The organism is Pseudomonas sp. SH10-3B (genome assembly GCF_019891415.1).
Taxonomy (GTDB): domain Bacteria; phylum Pseudomonadota; class Gammaproteobacteria; order Pseudomonadales; family Pseudomonadaceae; genus Aquipseudomonas.
Genome location: NZ_JAFLXD010000009.1, coordinates 15,209 through 33,328, shown reverse-complemented (window position 1 = coordinate 33,328; position 18,120 = coordinate 15,209). Strand labels below are relative to the sequence as shown.

The 18,120-nt window shown below is 61.5% G+C and carries 14 protein-coding genes; 5 read left to right on the top strand and 9 right to left on the bottom strand.

What is annotated here, in order from left to right; translation table 11 throughout:
* The first annotated feature begins 5 nt into the window (after positions 1 to 5).
* Complete coding sequence (locus J1G35_RS30880) at positions 6 to 203, top strand: hypothetical protein (protein WP_082340881.1); 198 nt, start codon at positions 6 to 8, stop codon at positions 201 to 203.
* Here J1G35_RS30880 and J1G35_RS09365 read toward each other — a convergent pair.
* Entirely contained in the window at positions 133 to 1,107 is a 975-nt protein-coding gene (locus J1G35_RS09365; RefSeq protein ID WP_027608220.1) for a LysR family transcriptional regulator, read from the bottom strand. The two genes, J1G35_RS30880 and J1G35_RS09365, sit on opposite strands and share 71 nt — an antisense overlap.
* A gap of 195 nt (positions 1,108 to 1,302) precedes the next feature.
* Here J1G35_RS09365 and J1G35_RS09360 point away from each other — a divergent pair, with 195 nt between their 5' ends.
* Both J1G35_RS09360 and oadA read left to right on the top strand, forming a co-directional pair.
* Complete coding sequence (locus J1G35_RS09360) at positions 1,303 to 2,718, top strand: acetyl-CoA carboxylase biotin carboxylase subunit (protein ID WP_223014757.1); 1,416 nt, start codon at positions 1,303 to 1,305, stop codon at positions 2,716 to 2,718.
* A 10-nt stretch (positions 2,719 to 2,728) separates the two neighbouring features.
* Positions 2,729 to 4,537, top strand: a complete 1,809-nt coding sequence (gene oadA, locus J1G35_RS09355) for a sodium-extruding oxaloacetate decarboxylase subunit alpha (RefSeq protein ID WP_223014756.1) — start codon at positions 2,729 to 2,731, stop codon at positions 4,535 to 4,537.
* Positions 4,538 to 4,610: 73 nt separating this feature from the next.
* Here the strand turns inward: oadA and J1G35_RS09350 are convergent, their stop codons facing one another.
* The 4 genes from J1G35_RS09350 to J1G35_RS09335 form a co-directional block, all read right to left on the bottom strand.
* A complete protein-coding gene (locus J1G35_RS09350; protein ID WP_223014755.1) occupies positions 4,611 to 5,759 on the bottom strand; it encodes a hypothetical protein in 1,149 nt (382 codons plus the stop codon).
* Between the two features lie 111 nt (positions 5,760 to 5,870).
* Positions 5,871 to 7,178, bottom strand: coding sequence for an autotransporter outer membrane beta-barrel domain-containing protein (locus J1G35_RS09345; protein WP_223014754.1), 1,308 nt, complete (start codon positions 7,176 to 7,178; stop codon positions 5,871 to 5,873).
* A gap of 158 nt (positions 7,179 to 7,336) precedes the next feature.
* Positions 7,337 to 8,107 (bottom strand): amino acid ABC transporter permease, encoded by a 771-nt coding sequence (locus J1G35_RS09340; protein ID WP_053128145.1) that lies wholly within the window; start codon positions 8,105 to 8,107, stop codon positions 7,337 to 7,339.
* A gap of 29 nt (positions 8,108 to 8,136) precedes the next feature.
* Entirely contained in the window at positions 8,137 to 8,958 is an 822-nt protein-coding gene (locus J1G35_RS09335; RefSeq protein ID WP_223014753.1) for an ABC transporter substrate-binding protein, read from the bottom strand.
* A gap of 113 nt (positions 8,959 to 9,071) precedes the next feature.
* Between J1G35_RS09335 and J1G35_RS09330 the strand changes: the two genes are divergently transcribed.
* Positions 9,072 to 9,971 carry a homocysteine S-methyltransferase family protein gene (locus J1G35_RS09330; RefSeq protein WP_223014752.1) on the top strand — a complete coding sequence of 300 codons (900 nt, stop codon included), beginning with the start codon at positions 9,072 to 9,074 and terminating at the stop codon, positions 9,969 to 9,971.
* Positions 9,972 to 9,974: 3 nt separating this feature from the next.
* Here the strand turns inward: J1G35_RS09330 and J1G35_RS09325 are convergent, their stop codons facing one another.
* Genes J1G35_RS09325 through J1G35_RS09315 form a run of 3 tightly spaced genes read right to left on the bottom strand, consistent with a single transcriptional unit; the run spans position 9,975 to position 11,747 of the window.
* Positions 9,975 to 10,655, bottom strand: coding sequence for a GNAT family protein (locus J1G35_RS09325; RefSeq protein WP_053127550.1), 681 nt, complete (start codon positions 10,653 to 10,655; stop codon positions 9,975 to 9,977).
* Positions 10,656 to 10,665: 10 nt separating this feature from the next.
* Positions 10,666 to 11,112 (bottom strand): GNAT family N-acetyltransferase, encoded by a 447-nt coding sequence (locus J1G35_RS09320; protein WP_053127552.1) that lies wholly within the window; start codon positions 11,110 to 11,112, stop codon positions 10,666 to 10,668.
* A complete protein-coding gene (locus J1G35_RS09315) occupies positions 11,109 to 11,747 on the bottom strand; it encodes an FMN-binding negative transcriptional regulator (RefSeq protein WP_223014751.1) in 639 nt (212 codons plus the stop codon). Before J1G35_RS09315 ends, J1G35_RS09320 begins: the two co-directional genes overlap by 4 nt.
* A gap of 87 nt (positions 11,748 to 11,834) precedes the next feature.
* Between J1G35_RS09315 and J1G35_RS09310 the strand changes: the two genes are divergently transcribed.
* Complete coding sequence (locus J1G35_RS09310; RefSeq protein ID WP_223014750.1) at positions 11,835 to 13,376, top strand: PLP-dependent aminotransferase family protein; 1,542 nt, start codon at positions 11,835 to 11,837, stop codon at positions 13,374 to 13,376.
* 3 nt (positions 13,377 to 13,379) lie between these two features.
* Here the strand turns inward: J1G35_RS09310 and J1G35_RS09305 are convergent, their stop codons facing one another.
* Positions 13,380 to 18,005, bottom strand: a complete 4,626-nt coding sequence (locus J1G35_RS09305; RefSeq protein ID WP_223014749.1) for a DUF6543 domain-containing protein — start codon at positions 18,003 to 18,005, stop codon at positions 13,380 to 13,382.
* Positions 18,006 to 18,120: the final 115 nt, after the last annotated feature.

Here is an 18,120-nt window from a genome sequence, read left to right as displayed (position 1 = left end):
TCCAAATGGCCCGGCCCTACGAAGACACCAACAGCTCCGTCAAAACCCGTCGTCAGCAGGAAGACCAGCGCCGCATGGCGTTCCGTCGCGCAATCGAAGACCGTTGCCAGGAGCGCCAACTGCTCCAGAGCATCAGTGACTACCCGGAACTCCACTGGCAGGCACCCGCGGCTGCCCAGCGAAGCGCTCAGCCAGCGCGCTGATCTGCACCCGTTCGCTGCGGATAAAGCCCAGGAAGGCATGGGCCACCGGTGACAGGCGCTTGGCTTTGGCCTGCACCAGGCACCAACTGCGGTACAGCGGCAGTTCTTCCACCGGCAGCTCTTTGAGCCCGCCGGTGGCCAGTTCCATATTGACCGCATGGCGCGTCAGCAAAGCCACGCCCAGTCCGGCGCAGACGCATTCACGTTGGGCCTCGGCCGAGGCCACTTCCACGGTCTGGGTGAAGTGCACGCGTTTCTCCTTGAAATACTCCTCGCAGGCCAGTCGCGTGCCGGAACCCGGTTCGCGCAGCAACAGCGTGTAGGGTTCAAGGTCCTGCAAGCGCAGCGGCCCTTGCAGGCTCAAGGGGTGATCGGGTGGCGCTACGGCTACGATCGGATTGTTGAGAAACGGCAGGAATTCCAGGCCCATGTCCTGGGGCACCATGGACATGATCACCAGGTCGTCGCGATTGTCAGAGAGACGACGAATCACCTGGGCCCGGTTGACCACGGTCAGGTGCAGCTGTACTTCAGGATGCTGGCGCTTGAACGCGGCAAACAGGTGCGGCACGAAGTACTTGGCGCTGGACTCGATCGCGAGCTTGAGCTGGCCCTGCAGCGAACCCTGCATGTCCGACAGCTGCATATCGAGGTTTTCCAAACGCCCGAAAATATCCCGACTGGCCCGTTGCAGGGCTTCAGCCGCCTCGGTCATGTAGAGTTTTTTGCCGACATAATCGAACAGCGGCTGGCCGACCAGCTCTTCCAGCTGGCGAATTTGCAGGCTGACGGCCGGTTGGGTGAGAGACATTTCCTCGGCTGCGCGGCTATAAGAGCGCAAATCGCACACTTCATTGAAGATCTGCAATTGACGCAATGTCATACGCATCAATGACTTACGCATTATTTAAATCCTCTCGCCCCAGGCCGACCGGCCAACTATAAGTCTTTACTTATGCATGACCAAATAATTATTGATTTTTGTTAATCCCTCCACGGGCTTAGTGTGTGCCTGCGACTGGCTTGAAACATTTGGTCACGCGCCGACCCGGCTCCAGCGGGTCGAAGAACGCAGCAATCGGCTCAAGGGAATTTCCAAGTGATAAAAAAGATCCTGATCGCCAACCGTGGTGAAATTGCCGTACGAATCGTGCGTGCCTGCGCCGAGATGGGCATTCGCTCGGTCGCGGTGTACTCGGACGCCGACCGCCATGCGTTGCACGTCAAACGTGCCGACGAAGCCCACAGCATCGGCGCCGAGCCGCTGGCCGGCTACCTGAACCCGCGCAAGCTGGTGAACCTGGCGGTGGAAACCGGTTGCGACGCGCTCCACCCCGGTTACGGCTTCCTGTCGGAAAACGCCGAACTGGCGGACATCTGCGCCGAGCGTGGAATCAAATTCATTGGTCCTTCGGCGGAAGTGATTCGCCGCATGGGCGACAAGACCGAAGCTCGCCGCAGCATGATCAAGGCCGGCGTACCGGTCACGCCCGGCACCGAAGGCAACGTCGCCGACATCGCCGAGGCCCTCACCGAAGGCGACCGCATTGGTTACCCGGTGATGCTCAAGGCCACCTCTGGTGGTGGCGGTCGCGGCATCCGTCGTTGCAACAGCCGCGAAGAACTTGAACAAGCCTTCCCCCGCGTGATCTCCGAAGCCACCAAGGCGTTCGGTTCGGCGGAGGTGTTCCTGGAAAAATGCATCGTCAATCCCAAGCACATCGAGGCGCAGATTCTCGGTGACAGCTTCGGCAACGTCGTGCACCTGTTCGAGCGCGATTGCTCGATCCAGCGCCGCAATCAGAAGCTCATCGAAATCGCCCCGAGCCCGCAACTCACCCCGGAACAGCGCGCCTACATCGGCGACCTGTCGGTGCGCGCGGCCAAGGCCGTGGGCTACGAGAACGCCGGCACCGTGGAGTTCCTGCTCGCCGAGGGCGAGGTGTACTTCATGGAGATGAACACCCGGGTGCAGGTGGAACACACCATCACCGAAGAGATCACCGGCATCGACATCGTGCGTGAGCAGATCCGCATTGCGTCGGGCCTGCCGCTGTCGGTCAAGCAGGAAGACATTCAGCACCGGGGTTTCGCGTTGCAGTTCCGCATCAACGCCGAAGACCCGAAGAACAACTTCCTCCCCAGCTTCGGCAAGATCACCCGTTACTACGCGCCCGGCGGCCCCGGCGTGCGCACCGACACAGCGATCTACACCGGCTACACCATTCCACCGTTCTACGACTCCATGTGCCTGAAGCTGGTGGTCTGGGCGTTGACCTGGGAAGAAGCCATGGACCGCGGCCTGCGCGCCCTGGACGACATGCGCCTGCAAGGCGTGAAGACCACGGCCGCCTACTACCAGGAAATCCTGCGCAACCCGGAATTCCGCAGCGGCCAGTTCAACACCAGTTTTGTGGAAAACCACCCTGAGCTGACCAACTACTCGATCAAGCGCAAACCCGAAGAGCTGGCCCTGGCCATCGCCGCCGCCATCGCCGCCCACGCAGGCCTGTGAGGAACATCCAATGACTAAAAAAATCTTCGTAACCGACACTATCCTGCGCGACGCCCACCAATCGTTGCTGGCAACCCGCATGCGCACCGACGACATGCTGCCGATCTGCGACAAGCTCGACAAAGTCGGCTACTGGTCCCTGGAAGTCTGGGGCGGCGCGACCTTCGACGCGTGTGTACGCTTCCTCAAGGAAGACCCGTGGGAGCGCCTGCGCAAACTGCGCGCCGCGTTGCCCAACACCCGCCTGCAAATGCTCCTGCGCGGCCAGAACCTGCTCGGCTACCGCCACTACAGCGACGACGTGGTCAAGGCCTTCGTGGCCAAGGCCGCGGTGAATGGCATCGACGTATTCCGCATCTTCGACGCCATGAACGACGTGCGTAACCTGCGCGTGGCCATCGAAGCGGTCAAAGCGGCCGGCAAACATGCCCAGGGCACCATCGCCTACACCACCAGCCCGGTGCACACCGTCGAGGCCTTCGTGGCCCAGGCCAAGCAGCTGGAATCCATGGGTTGCGACTCGATCGCGATCAAGGACATGGCCGGCCTGCTGACGCCGTACGCCACCGGTGAACTGGTCAAGGCGTTGAAAGCCGAGCAGAGCCTGCCGATCTTTATCCACTCCCACGACACCGCCGGTTTGGCCGCGATGTGCCAACTCAAGGCCATCGAAAACGGGGCCGACCATATCGACACCGCGATCTCCAGCTTTGCCTGGGGCACCAGCCACCCGGGCACAGAGTCGATGGTCGCCGCCCTTAAAGGCAGCGAATTCGATACCGGTCTCGATCTGGAGCTGCTGCAGGAGATCGGCCTGTACTTCTATGCCGTGCGCAAGAAGTACCACCAGTTCGAAAGCGAATTCACCGCCGTCGACACCCGTGTGCAAGTCAACCAGGTACCGGGCGGGATGATTTCCAACCTGGCCAACCAGTTGAAAGAGCAGGGCGCGCTCAACCGCATGGGCGAAGTGCTGGCTGAAATTCCACGGGTGCGTGAAGACCTCGGCTTCCCGCCGCTGGTGACCCCGACTTCGCAGATCGTCGGCACCCAGGCGTTCTTCAACGTGCTGGCCGGTGAGCGCTACAAGACCATCACCAACGAAGTGAAGCTGTACCTGCAAGGCGGCTACGGCAAGGCGCCGGGCACGGTGAACGAGAAGTTGCGCCGCCAGGCCATCGGCAGCGAAGAGGTGATCGACGTGCGCCCAGCCGACCTGCTCAAGCCGGAGATGACCAAGCTGCGCGGCGAAATCGGCGCACTGGCCAAGTCCGAAGAAGACGTGCTGACCTACGCCATGTTCCCGGACATCGGGCGCAAGTTCCTCGAAGAACGTGACGCCGGCACCTTGGCTCCAGAGGTGCTGCTGCCGATCCCTGAAGCCGGTGGCGTGGCTCGTGCCGGTGGTGAAGGGGTGCCGACCGAGTTCGTCATCGACGTGCACGGCGAAAGCTATCGTGTGGACATCACCGGTGTCGGCGTGAAGGCCGAAGGCAAGCGCCACTTCTACCTGTCCATCGACGGCATGCCCGAAGAAGTGGTGTTCGAACCGCTCAACGAGTTTGTCAGCAGCGGCGGCAGCAAGCGCAAGCACGCTACCGCGCCGGGCCATGTCAGCACGGCGATGCCGGGCAACATCGTCGACGTGCTGGTCAAGGAAGGCGATGTGGTCAAGGCCGGCCAGGCCGTGTTGATCACTGAAGCGATGAAGATGGAAACCGAAGTGCAGGCTGCGATTGCCGGCAAGGTGACCGCCGTTCACGTGGCGAAGGGCGACCGGGTGAATCCTGGCGAAATCCTGATTGAAATCGAAGGCTGATCCAGCCTTCGACACGACCGTTTAATCCTCGGGGGGGCAGGTGCCCCCCTTTTTTTTGCCTGGAATTTGGCTCTCAGGCCAGTGCGGGATCCTTGCGTTTGAAGCCGACGAATACGCCCGTCGGAGTGTAGGTCAGCTCCGGTGTCAGGGTTTTCAGGTTACTGGTCACGGTGCCGAACTGTCCTTCAAGCGCCTTCGCGTTGACGATGCGCAACTGCCGCGTGAGCAACTCGTCACTTTCGTTCTGCACCTGTATGTTCAGCGTGCCACCGCCGAGGTTGGCGGCGTTGTCGACTTTCAGCGTGCGGTGGGCTTGCCCCGTACCGACGGTAAAGCCCAGGGTCGATTGTTTTTCCAGATGCAGGTCGTTTTTGATCCGGGTCTGGGTTTGCGTGGCAGGGTCCAGCTGCAAGTGGCCGGCCACGCGCAAATTGTCAACGGTGCCCCCCCTGTAGGTGCCGCCGGCGTCGACCTTCATTGAGCCGCCAATACGACTTTGGTTGATCAAGGTTGCGCCGCTGTAGACCTCGCCCTGCTGGTTCGAGTCCACCGCACCGGTCAGGGTCCAGGTGCCTGCGCCGACCCACAGGTGTTGCATCTGGTTGGCACCGTTGAAATGGCCGCCCTTGGTATCGTCGAGAATGACTTGATTCGTGCCACTGCCGCCATCGATGGTGCCGTCGAAGCGGCCGCCACCGCGAACAATCAACACGTCGTCGCCACCACCCATCTCCAGGGCGACGCCGTTGCCACCGGCAATCAAGCCAGCGTTGATCACCACGTCAGATTTGTCCCCATTGAACGTCACCCCGGCGCCCCGTTTACCGGCGATAAGCCCTTGGTTCTCCAGCCAGACTGGCATCAGGCCTGCGGTGTGCAGCCCGTGGTCAGGGCCAGTGGTTTTTGCGCTCGCGCTGTTGTTGATTTCGACGGTGTGCAACGAGAGTGATGTCGCAGGTTTGTTGGAGGGGGTGATCAGTTTGGCGAATCGGTCGATGTTGAGCCCCGTGCCATTGTTGAGCGTAATCGAGACGGAGCGCAGGCTGGTGTTTGGCGGCAGGACGGGGGCTGTGCTGAGCTCACTCTTCGGGTCTGGGGGCGCGCTGAGGTGGTGGTCGAGGGGAGCCGGTTTTGGCGTTTCCTGTACGGCCTGTGCCAGCGTGCGGGTGCCATAGGCCAGCAACGCGCCCAGGGTGGGTAAGTACGATGATATTGACGACATAGTGGTTCGGTCTCGTGTGGGGTCGAGACCGAAATGTAGCGAGAAGGCGCACACCGCGGATGCCAGAGCGTGCAGCGGGTGCGTGTGTGAGGTTTCCTTAAGGTGCTGGCGTTAAAACCCCATTTGCCACTGGCCCATCACACCGTGGTTGCGACTGTCGGTGCCGATGTCTGCGGTGTACGCGACGCTGACGGTCTGTTGTGCCGACAGACCCCAGTCAAGGCCCGCTTGCAGGCCCAGGCTGTTGCGGTCCAGGGCAGTGCCTTCGATGGTGAAATTGCTGTTGAAGTCTTTGTTATCGACCAGGGTGGAAGACTGCCGAACCTTGCTGTCGACGTTGCCATACAGGTGCTTCCAGCTGGTGGTCAGGTAGGGCTTGAGGCTCATCTGGTTATCCAGTCGGTGAAGGCTGGCCAGTCGAACGCCGAAGGTGCTGCTGAAGTTCTTCTGGGTTTGTTCGCCGACATTCAGGGCCGCCCGGCCACCGTTTTCCTTGAAGCTGTCACGGTGATAACGCTGGTAGCCGATACCCGCGAAGGGCTCGGCGGTGAAGTCACCCTTGGTCATCTGGTAGCCCAGTTCGGCGAAGGCTGACTGGCTTTGGGCGCTGTATTTGCCCTTGAGCTGCTCCCGATAGTCGAAGAAATCAATGTCGATGTTGCGTTTGTTCTGACCGTCATGGCTGCTGTAGATCGCCCCGAGGCGAAGGGCCATCGGGCCGTCCTGGCGCACGGCGTAACTGCCCAGGTGCCAGCTGTCCAGTTCGGCGTGGAAACGATTGGCGTCGAAGGTGCTGTCGGATTTTCCGCCCATCAGTCCGATTCGCCATTCATGGCCCGCGGCCCAGTCGGCACCGACCACCACGCCCCGGATGTCGCGCTGCAAGCCGGCACTGCCGTGCTGCCCGGACAGGCGACCGCCATTGTTCAGGCCCAGGGCCCACACACGTGTGCTGTCTTCGACGGAGCCGTTAGGCGGTTCGCGCATGGCTGACAACAAGCCGCTGCTGATCTGTTCCACACCTTGTTGGGTGGCCGTGCCGAGGTTGGCATTCTGGCTCCCGGCCAGTTGCTCCAGGACCGCGCCGACCCTGCCAGGCGCAAGGCTGTGGAGGTAGTCGCCGATTTGACCTATTTCATGTTTGTCCCAGTCGCTTAGCTCATCCGACTTCAGCAAGGCGTCTACCGCGGAGTCGAGTACATGCGCCGCCATAAGGCCATTACGGCTGGTCGCTTGCCCGGCGAAGGTGAAGTCGGAAGGCACAGGCAGCGCGGGATAGCCCGGACCCCGCTCGGGGTCGTAGGGCCTCTGGAAGATCCACTTGTTGGGTGGCTGTGCCTGCGCCTGTGCGAGTTGAACGCTGGTGAGGCCCAGCGCAAAGGTGATGGCAAGTACAAATTGTTGTGATGTGGAAGACATGCAATCCCGACCTCTGATGTATGAGGTCAGGGAATTTAGCCGGACGTCGAGGTAATGACTGTCAGGTCAGGTGCCGCTCACTTGCGGGAGAACTCTCTAGTCTGCTGTGGCAAAAGACCTGGGTGGTCGCTCGAATTGTGGGGGCGACTTCAGCGGTCTCACCCGCGCCTGACGTACCCCTTGCCATAGTGACGCTCCATCCGCGCCTGGATCAGTTCCAGGCCCAGGGACATGACCCAGTAAATGATTGCGGCCGTGGTGAGCATCTCGATGTAGCGATAGCTGGAGCGGCCGTAGGATTGCGCCAGGAACATCACTTCCCACACGCCCATCACCGAGATCAGCGACGAGTCCTTGAGCATGGAAATGAACTGGTTGGTGGTCGGCGGAATAATCGTACGCATGGCCTGGGGCAGGGTGACGTGCCAGAAGATTGCACTGTCGCGCATGCCCAGGGCCAGCGCGGCTTCGCGTTGCCCGTGGGGGACGCCAAGAATGCCGGCGCGAAAGATTTCGCTCAGGTAAGCGCCATAGTTCAGCGACAGCGCAATGATCCCGGCGACGATGGCGCCCGGCACCAGGCCCAGTTGCGGCAGGCCCAGGTAGATCAGCAGGATCTGGATCAGCAGCGGCGTACCACGGAAAAACGACGCGTAAAAGCTGGCGATGCCAAAGGCCACGGCACTTTTGGACAAGCGCCCGAGCGCGGTGACGAAGCCCAACACCGACGAAGCGGCAATCGAACACAGGCACAGGAACAGCGTCAGCGCTGCGCCTTGCAGGAAGCCATTGGGTGCCAGGTGCAGGCCAACCAGATTGGGCAGCTTGTCGACGATGATCGAGAACTTCAGGTCAAAGCTCAGGAAGAAACTGGCAAACAGGGCGAACAGGGCCGCCCAGGTCAGGTAAAGCCGCGTGCGAAAGCCCAGCAGGGCGCGCGCAGGTTTTGGAGGAACACTCATTGGCTGATATCGGCACCGATCCATTTTTGCGACAGTTTGCTCAGGGTGCCGTCCTGTTTCAACTGAGCAAACACCTCACGCACCTTGGCGTCCCACTGGGCATCGCCTTTTTCGATGGCGACCGAATTGGGTTCGGCGTACAGCGGCTCGCCGGCGAGCTTGAAGCGGTTGTCCTGGTTCAAGCGCGGCTGGGCGGTGACCAGGTTGGTGAGGATCGCATCCAGACGCACACCGGCGCCCAGGCCAAGGTCCTGGAAGGCGACGTTATCGGTGTCGTACGGGGCGATCTGCACGTCCTCGAACGGGTACTGCAGTTGGGTGTCTTCGGCGCCTTCGATCACCAGGTTCTTGTTCAGGTAGCTTTCGTAGCTGGAGGCGCTGGTGAGCCCGACCTTTTTACCGCTCAGGTCCTTGGCGCCGTGGATGCGATCATCCTTGGCATTGACCACGATCACGGCCGGGGAGGCGTAGTACTCCACCGGGAAATCAAACACCTCGGCGCGGGCCTTGCTCGGGGTCATCGAGCAGATGCAGATGTCGTAGCGACCGCTCCAGCGGCCAGCGGCGATCACGTCCCACGACGGCGTTTCCAGGCGCAGTTTCACACCGAGCTTCTGCGCGACGGCCTTGGCCACATCGACGTCGAAGCCGTCGAGTTGGTTTTGGTCGTTGAGGAACGAGAACGGCGGGTAGCTTTCCATCAGCACGCCCACCAGTTCTTTCTTCTTCTCAACCCGGTCCAGGGTCGCGCCGCCAAAGGCTTGGGTTGAAGCAGCCAGAATCGTCAGGCCCAAGGCCAGTAGCGGTTTAAGTTTCAAAGTGGGCACCTGAATAAAAAAGAGGTTGTTATGAACCGAATGGAACGTATTAAATAGTTATAAGAACGACTCTCATAGTGAGTTATTTTCATAAGCTTATGAGTAAAAAGCATATGGGCGCAGTAAGCACAGTAATTCTGGACGGCGGCATGGGCCGTGAACTGCAACGCCGTGGCGCGCCCTTCCGGCAGCCGGAGTGGTCGGCGCTGGCGTTGAGCGAAGCGCCGCAAGCGGTCGAGGCTGTGCATGCGGCCTATATCGACAGCGGTGCCAACGTGATTACCAGCAACAGTTACGCGGTGGTGCCGTTTCATATCGGTGAGGCGCGGTTTGCTGCCGAAGGCCAGGCCCTGGCGGCGCTGGCGGGTGAGTTGGCGAGAAGGGCGGTGCAGGCTTCGGGCAAAGCCGTGCGTGTGGCCGGCTCGCTGCCGCCGCTGTTTGGTTCGTATCGTCCCGACCTGTTCGAGCCGCAGCGCGTGTCTGAGCTGCTGACGCCGCTGGTGCAGGGCCTGGCACCCCATGTCGACCTGTGGCTGGCGGAAACCCAGAGCTCAATCGTCGAAGCGCGGGCGATTCATGCGGGCCTGCCGAAGGATGGCAAGCCGTTCTGGCTGTCGTTTACCTTGAAAGACGAAGACACCGACGAAGTACCGCGCCTGCGCTCCGGCGAACCGGTGGCGGACGCGGCCGAAGCCGCCGCGCAGTTGGGCGTGCAAGTGTTGCTGTTCAACTGTAGCCAGCCGGAAGTGATCGGCGCGGCGATCGATGCCGCCCGCCAGACCTTCGAGCGGCTGGGCGTGGCGATTCAGATCGGCGCCTATGCCAATGCCTTCCCGCCACAGCCCAAGGAAGCCACGGCCAACGACGGCCTGGATCCCTTGCGCGAAGATCTCGACCCGCCGGGCTACCTGCAGTGGGCCGCGGACTGGCAAAAGCGCGGTGCCAGCCACTTGGGCGGGTGCTGCGGGATCGGGCCGGAGCACATTGCGGTGCTGGCCCAGAAGCTGGACTAAGCCTTAAAGCGCCTGGCGGCGACACTCCGCCAGGCCCTTCAACTGCCCGGAGCCTGCCTGGTTCGCCTCCGACAACCACGCCTCAAACCCCGCGCCCACCGTCGGCCATTCCGAATCCAAAATCGAATACCACGCCGTATCGCGGTTCTGCCCCTTCACCACCATATGCTGGCGGAACACCCCCTCAAAACTGAACCCCAACCGCTCAGCCGCATATTTGGAGCGAGCGTTGCCGTTGTTGCACTTCCACTCCAGGCGACGGTAGCCCTGCTCGAACGCGTATTTGGCCAAGAGGTACACCGCCTCGGTGCTTTTGGGTGAGCGCTGCATCGGCGCGCCGAAGGTGACATGGCCGATTTCGATACGGCCCTGGGCCGGGACGATGGACATCAGGCTGAGGATGCCCTGTACCTGGCCGGACGCACGGTCGACCACGCTGAAGAAATACGGATCAGTGTTGGCCGCGTGGTTGTTCAGCCACGCATCGAACGCGCTGCGCTCGGCAAACGGGCCGTACGGCAAGTAATCCCACAACTTGGGGTCGGCGCCGGGGCCTTCGAGGGCTTGCCACAGTTGGTCGGCGTGGCGGGCCGGGTCGAGTTTTTCCAGGCGGATAAAGCGCCCTTCGAGCAGTTGAGCGGTGGGCGCAGGGGCGCCTTTCCAGTCGGCGAGGGAAGTAGACATGCTGCGCTCCTTAAAGACCTTTGCGAAATTGAATGAAGCCAGGGCGTTCGGCGATGCGCTCGTAGAGTTGGATCGCGGTGGCGTTGGTCTCGTGGGTCAGCCAATGGACCTTGCAGCAGCCGTCGGCCTTGGCGGTGGCGTAGACGAACTCGATCAGTTTACGGCCGACGCCGGTGCCACGCTGGGCCGGGTCCACCAGCAGGTCCTGCAGGTAGCAGGAATTCTCGATGCTCCAGTTGGAACGGTGGTAGATGAAGTTGACCATGCCCACCGCCTTGCCATCCTGCCAGGCCAGCGCAGAGTGGGTCGGCTCACGGGGATCGATCAGGCGCTGCCAGGTGCTGTGGCTGACGGCGTCCGGCAGTTCGGTGTTGTAGAACTTTAAATACGCCTGCCACAGCGGCAGCCAGGCGGCGTGGTCGGCCGCGGTGACCTGGCGGATGTCGATCTGGCTCATTCTGAAACTCCTTGGGGAATAAAGCGCGCGAGGGTCTGGTCGCGTATATCGGCGCTGGCGGCCAGGCCGTCGCGCACACCGGCGATGTCGGCCGCGCTGCGGTTCTGGCTGAGCTTGCGTTTGCCGATCAGACGCTCGATCGGCAGGCTGAAGCCGACGATGGCCTTGAGCATGCCGTCAATGTAGTCGGCCGGGGCGTCGCTGACTTTCCACGGCTGTGCGCGGTTGCCTTCATGGCGGTCGGTGAGGGCGCTGACCAGGGCGAGCAAACGTTCGGCATCGGTAAACACCTCGGCCTTGCCGTAGGCATGCACGGCGATGTAATTCCAGGTGGGCACCACTTTGCCGTGCTCAGCCTTGGCCGGGTAAAACGCCGGACTGATGTAAGCCTCGGCGCCGGCAAAGATCACCAGGGCTTCGCTGCCGTTTTGCAGTTCGCGCCACTGCGGATTGGCCTTGGCCAGGTGCCCGTACAGCGTGCCATTGGGGCCTTCGTCGGGGTTGAGCAGCAGCGGCAAGTGGCTGGCCTGAAGGCCTTGTTCGCCAAAGGTCACCAGCTGCGCCAGGCGCGTGTGCTGGATCAGTTGCTGGAGTTCGGGCAAGTCTTCAAGGGCAAAGGCGCGAGGTGTGTACATGAATATTTTCCTTGGCGAATACCGCCATCCTAGGCAGGCTAATGGTCTGTTGTAAGAGCCATCTAAGGCCAATTTCATAGGTCCAATATGTCGCCCTCATCGCCGCCCCTGTCATTCAACCCTGCCGGAATTGAGCTGGACCGCCGCCAGGGCCTCACCCGCCAGCTGTATGAAGCTCTGCGCCAGCGCGTGCTGGACGGACGCTTGATCAGTGGCACGCGCTTGCCCGCCAGTCGTGACCTGGCGGCGGCCTTGGCGATTTCTCGCAACAGCGTAGTGCGCGCCTACGATCAGTTGTACGCCGAAGGATTTATCGAAGGCCGTGTCGGCGATGGCACCTATGTGGCCCAACTGCCGAGCGCGAAAAAATTATCCACAAAAGTGTCCACAGGGTTATCAACAAGCTTATCCCCAGCCTTATCCACAAAATGGGCAGATTTGCCGGAAAACCTCGACAACGAAATTATCCACAGTGCGGGCCTGGCACGGGTGAAAAACAACCATCTGTCCCAGCCTCCCTCGGGACCGCCACGGGCGTTTCGTGTGGGCGTACCGGCGTTCGATCTGTTTCCGTTTGAGGTCTGGGCCAAGCTGAACGGGGCGTTCTGGCGCAAGCCGGACCTTGAGCAGCTGTGTTATGGCGACCCGGCGGGTGATGGTCGGCTGCGCGGTTTGATCGCCGCCTACCTGCGCAGCTCACGGGGCATGCAGTGCACGGCTGAGCAAATAGTGATCACCTGTGGCGCACAGCAGGCAATCAGCCTTTGTGCACAGTTGCTGATAGAGCCCGGTGACGGGGTGGCGGTGGAAAACCCGGGCTACCGTGCAGCCGGCCACGCCTTCGCCCTGGCCGGTGCGAACCTGCATGGCGTGCCGGTGGACACTGACGGAATCGACTGCCAAACCCTCAATCGTCTGGAAGATTGTCGTCTGGCGTATGTCACACCCTCCCACCAATACCCGTTGGGTGTGGTGATGAGCCTGGCGCGACGCCTGGAATTGCTGGCCTGGGCCGAGCGCACCGGCGGCTGGATCGTGGAGGACGACTACGACGGCGAATACCGCTACAGCGGCGCCCCGCTGGCGCCCCTGGCCGCGCTGGACCGCAGTGGCCGCGTGCTCTACGTCGGTACCTTCGGCAAAGTCGCGTTCCCGGCCTTGCGCCTGGGTTACCTGGTACTGCCGCCGGCCCTGGTGGATGCCTTCTCGCGGCGGCGCGCCGTAGACATGCGCCACTCCGAAGTCAGCACCCAGGCGGTGATGGCCGAATTCATGGCCGCCGGACACTTCCAGCGGCATATCCGCCGTATGCGGCGGGCGGCGTTGAGTCGACGTAATGCCTTGCTGGCCGGTTGGCCCAGCGGCCTGCCGGGTGTCGGCGAGTTACCCGGCGTGGCGGCGGGGCTGCACATGACGGTGCGCGTGGACAGCCTGGCCCGCGAGCAGCAACTGCTGGAACAGGCCCACGCCGTGGATATTGAAATCAATGGTCTGAGCAGTTACTGGCTGGCGCAATCCGCCACCCCGGCGGATCAGCGCGCCGGCCTGGTGCTGGGGTTTGCCGCCGTGCCTGAAGCGGCGATTGCCCAGGCCCTGGCAACGCTGCGCAGGGCCTGGCAGGCCGGTTGACGCTCAGTTCTGGAAGAACAGCGAACGGGCCAATTGCGGGCTGATTTCGCTGCGATAAATTGCAATCTGATCACGATCGTTCAGGCCGGTACGATGGATAGCACCGCCGAGTTTCTGCTGGTCACGGGTCTTGAGGTGGCCGGCGGTGAAGTGGTCCAACTCGGCTTGGGGTGATTCGTAGTGGAAATGCGCATACCACAGCACTTCCTGGGTGTGGTGATCGCTGATCGCGTACTCATCCAGGTAGTTCTTGTCGGCCCCCTTGAGACGTCGACGCGTGATGACTTTGGCAATGTTTACCGCCCCCTGGCTGTGCAGCCATTCCACCCGCGCGGCAGTGGGCGGTTGCTGCTTGCTCATGCTGATGCGGGTGCTGGTGCCCAGGGCGTAGAGCCGCTGAACGGCGTCGTTGAGTTTACGGTTGAGAGTGGCGGCAGAGGGGCGATCACTTTCGGTGAGGTTGCGTTGGGTCAGCGCTTCTTCGATGTTGGTTACCGCTTGCTCCATGCGCGCGGCGTGCTGGTGCAGCATCTCTTCGATTTCCACCGGGAGCCGCCCGGGCTTTCTCGACTGTGCCAGGATGCGCTGGGTAGCGGTGGGTTCCTCATCAAGCAAGGTCTGCGCGGTGCTCATGCTGGTATTCAGGTCCACAGCCTGTGGCCCTTGCGGCCGAGGGGTCGGCTTTGTGCGCTCGACCCACACCCCAGGACTTTTCTCGTGAAAGGTCGCAATGACCTTGCCCGTGATCGGCGCCTTTACATCCAGAAGTCCTTCTTCGCTCGGCCGTGGCTCTCCCACGACCACGGCATTGAAGCGGGTCTTGATGACCTTTTTTTTCGGTGCCTGCATCGCTTTTGACGAGCCGGCCTTGGGTTGCAGTGGCTTGCGCTCTTTCAAGCGTTTGGCCAGCTCATGGACGGCTTGCTGGTTGAATTCATCAATACGCTGGCGAAGGTCTTCGATGGGGTCTCTCTGCACGAGCTCTGGATGCTCGGCGTGCAGGTCCAGCAGGCGTTGGTCGACGAGGGCGAATTGTTCGACCAGGCTGTTGAGTACCTCAAGGCGCTCGTCCGGATTGCTGATGTTGGCGTCGGGCAGTGTCTCGATCCAGGTTTGTATGTTGAGGTCGGCGGTGTTGACGATTTGATTGAGCTGGTTGTGGGCATCGGAGACTGCTTCACCACTGCCCTCCTTGATGCACAGGTAGCGGGTCAGAGTGATTTGCATGGCCTTGAGGTCGTGCAGATCGAACTCGGGCAAGGCACGGATGGTGGCCGCGATAACCTTGTTGCCTTCGGCGCCCAGATCCTGCAGTTGCAGGTAACGGGTTTGCGCGTATTCCATGCGGCTGATCATGGCCAGGTTCAGCTTCGACATTTTCTCGGCGAGTGCCGTCTGCCTCAGGGTTTGCGTCGGTTCGAGGGCTTCCATCTCATTCAGAGTCGACAACAACTCTGTGCGGAAAGTGGGCAGGCTATCGGAGACGGCGAAGCGGGTCAGCAGCAGTTGCTGGTGCAAATAGTCGATCATGTTGCCCTTGTAATTGGGCACTGTATCAAGGACTTTCAGGGCTCTGAGCTGGCGGATGGGGACGTCGTACTCGGCCAGGCGCTTGTCCACTTTGTCGATGAATGTCTGGCGCTGTCGGTTGGCGGAAGGGCCGGGTTGTGGGTCTATTGCGGCACGGGCTTCGTTGATTTGCGCCTGTTCGTGGCGTTGCTCTGCATTGAACGTGTTGAGCTGCTCCCTGAGTTCAGTGATCCGAGAAGGTCTTTTCGCCTGCGCGGTCCTGCGCCGATTCCGAAACCCGGCGCCACGCAGGCGCAAGCGTGTGTCGACGAACCATTGGCCGGCCAGGTTGCTTATCAGCAAGGGGCCGAGGTGGGAGGGGCGTCTGGGGTCAACGATCATGACGTTTTCGTTTTCATCCAGCGTCACCTCGAACCAGCGTTCATTGACCGGTGCATACCATTTATCGCCAAGGGCATAGAGGTGCAGGTGAGCCCCTGGTTCTTTGATGGATTCTCCCAGCCCAGCGGGCTTGTCGACTTTGAAGCGGTCCAGCGTGGCTCCCAGGCTGGCGGGCGAGCGGTTGAGCGCACCACTGCTGTGCAGCAGGTCTTGATGGCGAGCCGGCAGTTCGGCTTCAGGCAGGTTGGGCTGTTGCTCCACGAGCACCTTGCGCACCGGCGGCGGTGCCTGCTCTGGAGGCTCCCCCTGTGTCGTTTCAGGCTCTATTTGTTTGGGGCCAGGCGCTGCGTCTAGCGGACGTCGCTGCGGCGGATGGCGCAGGGCGACATGCAGCACCAGAGCCATGCCCAGGTTGAGCAGCAGGTCGACTTGCGCGGTCCAGGCAACCTGGCCGTCAGGCCCGGGTTCAGCGCGGAAGGTTTCTTGCAGGTCATCCATGATTTGCCAGATCCACGCGGCGATTCCCACCGTGCGCCCCAGGAATGGCAACGCCGCGCTGAAAATCAGCCAGCCGGCCTGTCGGTAGCTGTTCCAGCGTTTCTGCGCGTTGGACACCGATTGCCGGTTGGCCAGCTCGACCATGGCATTAGCGTTGTCTTTGAACAGGGTCGCCAGGGGGTCGTTGCCCACCACTTCATCGCTCAATGCGATGGGGCCGCTCATTTGTACCACCACCTGCGGTTCCACCAGCCCGCGCACGACGGTCCATGGCGAGGGCAGGGCGGCAGGGAAGACGTATTGCTCGTAGTTGAAGCGGATGTCATCGGGCAACCAGGCCAGCACCGAATCGCGCAGGGTGCGGTGATGCTTGATGGCATAGAGCAGGTTTTGCCGGGACGGAAACTGCACCAATACCGGATCCAGCAGTGGGCGATACAGCAGGCACGGACCCTGGGTGTGGTCGCGGGGGCCGATCACGAACATGTTCGCTACCCCATCCTGTTGGTTGCCAGGACGCAAGGTCGGCATGAATGCCAGGCGGCGGATGACGATCTCTTGCCCATCGACTTGCCGCTCGTGGGTCTGTGCCTGCACGGCGGCGGCGATGTAGCGGTAGCCGCGATCATCGAGGCCATGCAGGCGCTGGATTTTCCATTGCAGCGCCAGCAGCGGCAGTTGCACTCGCAGGTGCGAGGTGTAGAGGGCTTGCCGGCTTATGGACTGAGTCGGGTCGTCGAGCAGGGTTTTTTTGATCAGGGCCGGGTATTGCTCGCCGATGTCGACGGTTTCGATGACGTCCTTGAGGTAGTTGTACGTCAGCCATGTTGGGGTCTTGCGACCGTTGTAGTGCACGCTGGGGGTGCCGGTGGGTAACCCGGTGAGGTTTTCCAGGGCCAGGTCGATCAGGCTGCGCCGGGTGATCTCGCTGGCACCGGGCAGCACAAAGGTGCCCCAGACCACCGGGCTCTGGATGCTGATCTCGACGTCGTCCAGGTTCAGTCCCGCGCCATTGGGCTGTTCTTGGATTTTATTTTGCAGCTGCTCTCGGGCGTAGTCGCGAATCGGTGGTATGCCGTCCTGGAAGGTTCGGCCGAGGTTGTGGGTATGCAGCTCGGCCAGATCGATCACGTACCGGCTGTAGGTCGACACGTCCAGGTCTGAAGCGTTGGCGAGCCAGTCGGGGAGTTGTTCGTGAATCTGGCGGATGCTCGACAGCGAGTGATCGCTCAAATCCTCAATCACCGGCAGGATCCGGGTGACCGCCTGGCTGGTGGAGACAGGCGCGGGTAGTGCTTCGATGTTGGATGAGCCAATCGAGCCGATGGCCTGCAATTGCAGGGTGATCAGGTTGCACGCCAGGCTGTCGAAGAAATTCCCGGCGGGTTCGTACAGTCGCCATTGCACGCTGACGTTCGGTTGAAATTGCACCAGGCTTGAAGGCAGTGATTCACCTAGCTTCTCCAGCGACTCGAACTTCTCATAACCGTTAAGCAGTGAATAGGCCAGAATCCGCTCGCTTTGTTCATGTTTGCCGATCAACACCGCCATGTCCGACAGGCCAATGTGAGTGGACTGATTGTTGTGCTGCCCATCCACGTCGATCAGAAAAGCATGTGTCTGAAACGTATCGAAGGCCTTGCGCCTGGCCTGCTCAGGGAAATGGAACAGCATCCTGGCCATGGCGCAGTCGTGTTCATCCCAGCCTTCCTGCTGGGTGACGTTCCAGATGTTACGCAGGGAGTGGGAGAGGCTCTGCCAGCGGGGCCCGGAAACACCGTTGGAGGTGTTCCAGTAATCGAGCTGTTGCTCCTGGAAGGCGGCAAATATCAGTGGCACCAGCTCATTGATCAGCCGTGCGATGGCATCGATCTCCACCGGCAAGTGCTCGATGGGCTCGGCGTCCGGCTCAAGCGTGAGGAAATGGTCGCCGTCGATATAGATGATCGGGGTTGGCGATAAGGCCTGGTTGGCCAGGATCGAGGTCAGTGACTCCATGGAGGCGGGCGCGGGCTCGATGACGTCGTTGAGGATGCGCCAGTGCGGCGTAACGACCATGGCCAGGTCCGGGTCGATATTCAGTGCGGGGTATTGTTCCTTGAGCGATGAGCGCAACAGGTTGGCGGCGACTTCGCGGATGGAGGGGCCCGTACTCAGTTGCGTCAGCAGTTCATAGGAACTGGGCGGGCGATTATTGGCGGTGGGCGATTCGATGGGCATGTGCAGCTCCTTGGCCGGTATGAGGCATGAAGAGCTGCACGGTAATTTTCCACGCGGTGGGCAAGACGGTAGATAAGTAATCACGGCCGGGGAGCAGGCTCCGCGGCCGTGGCCG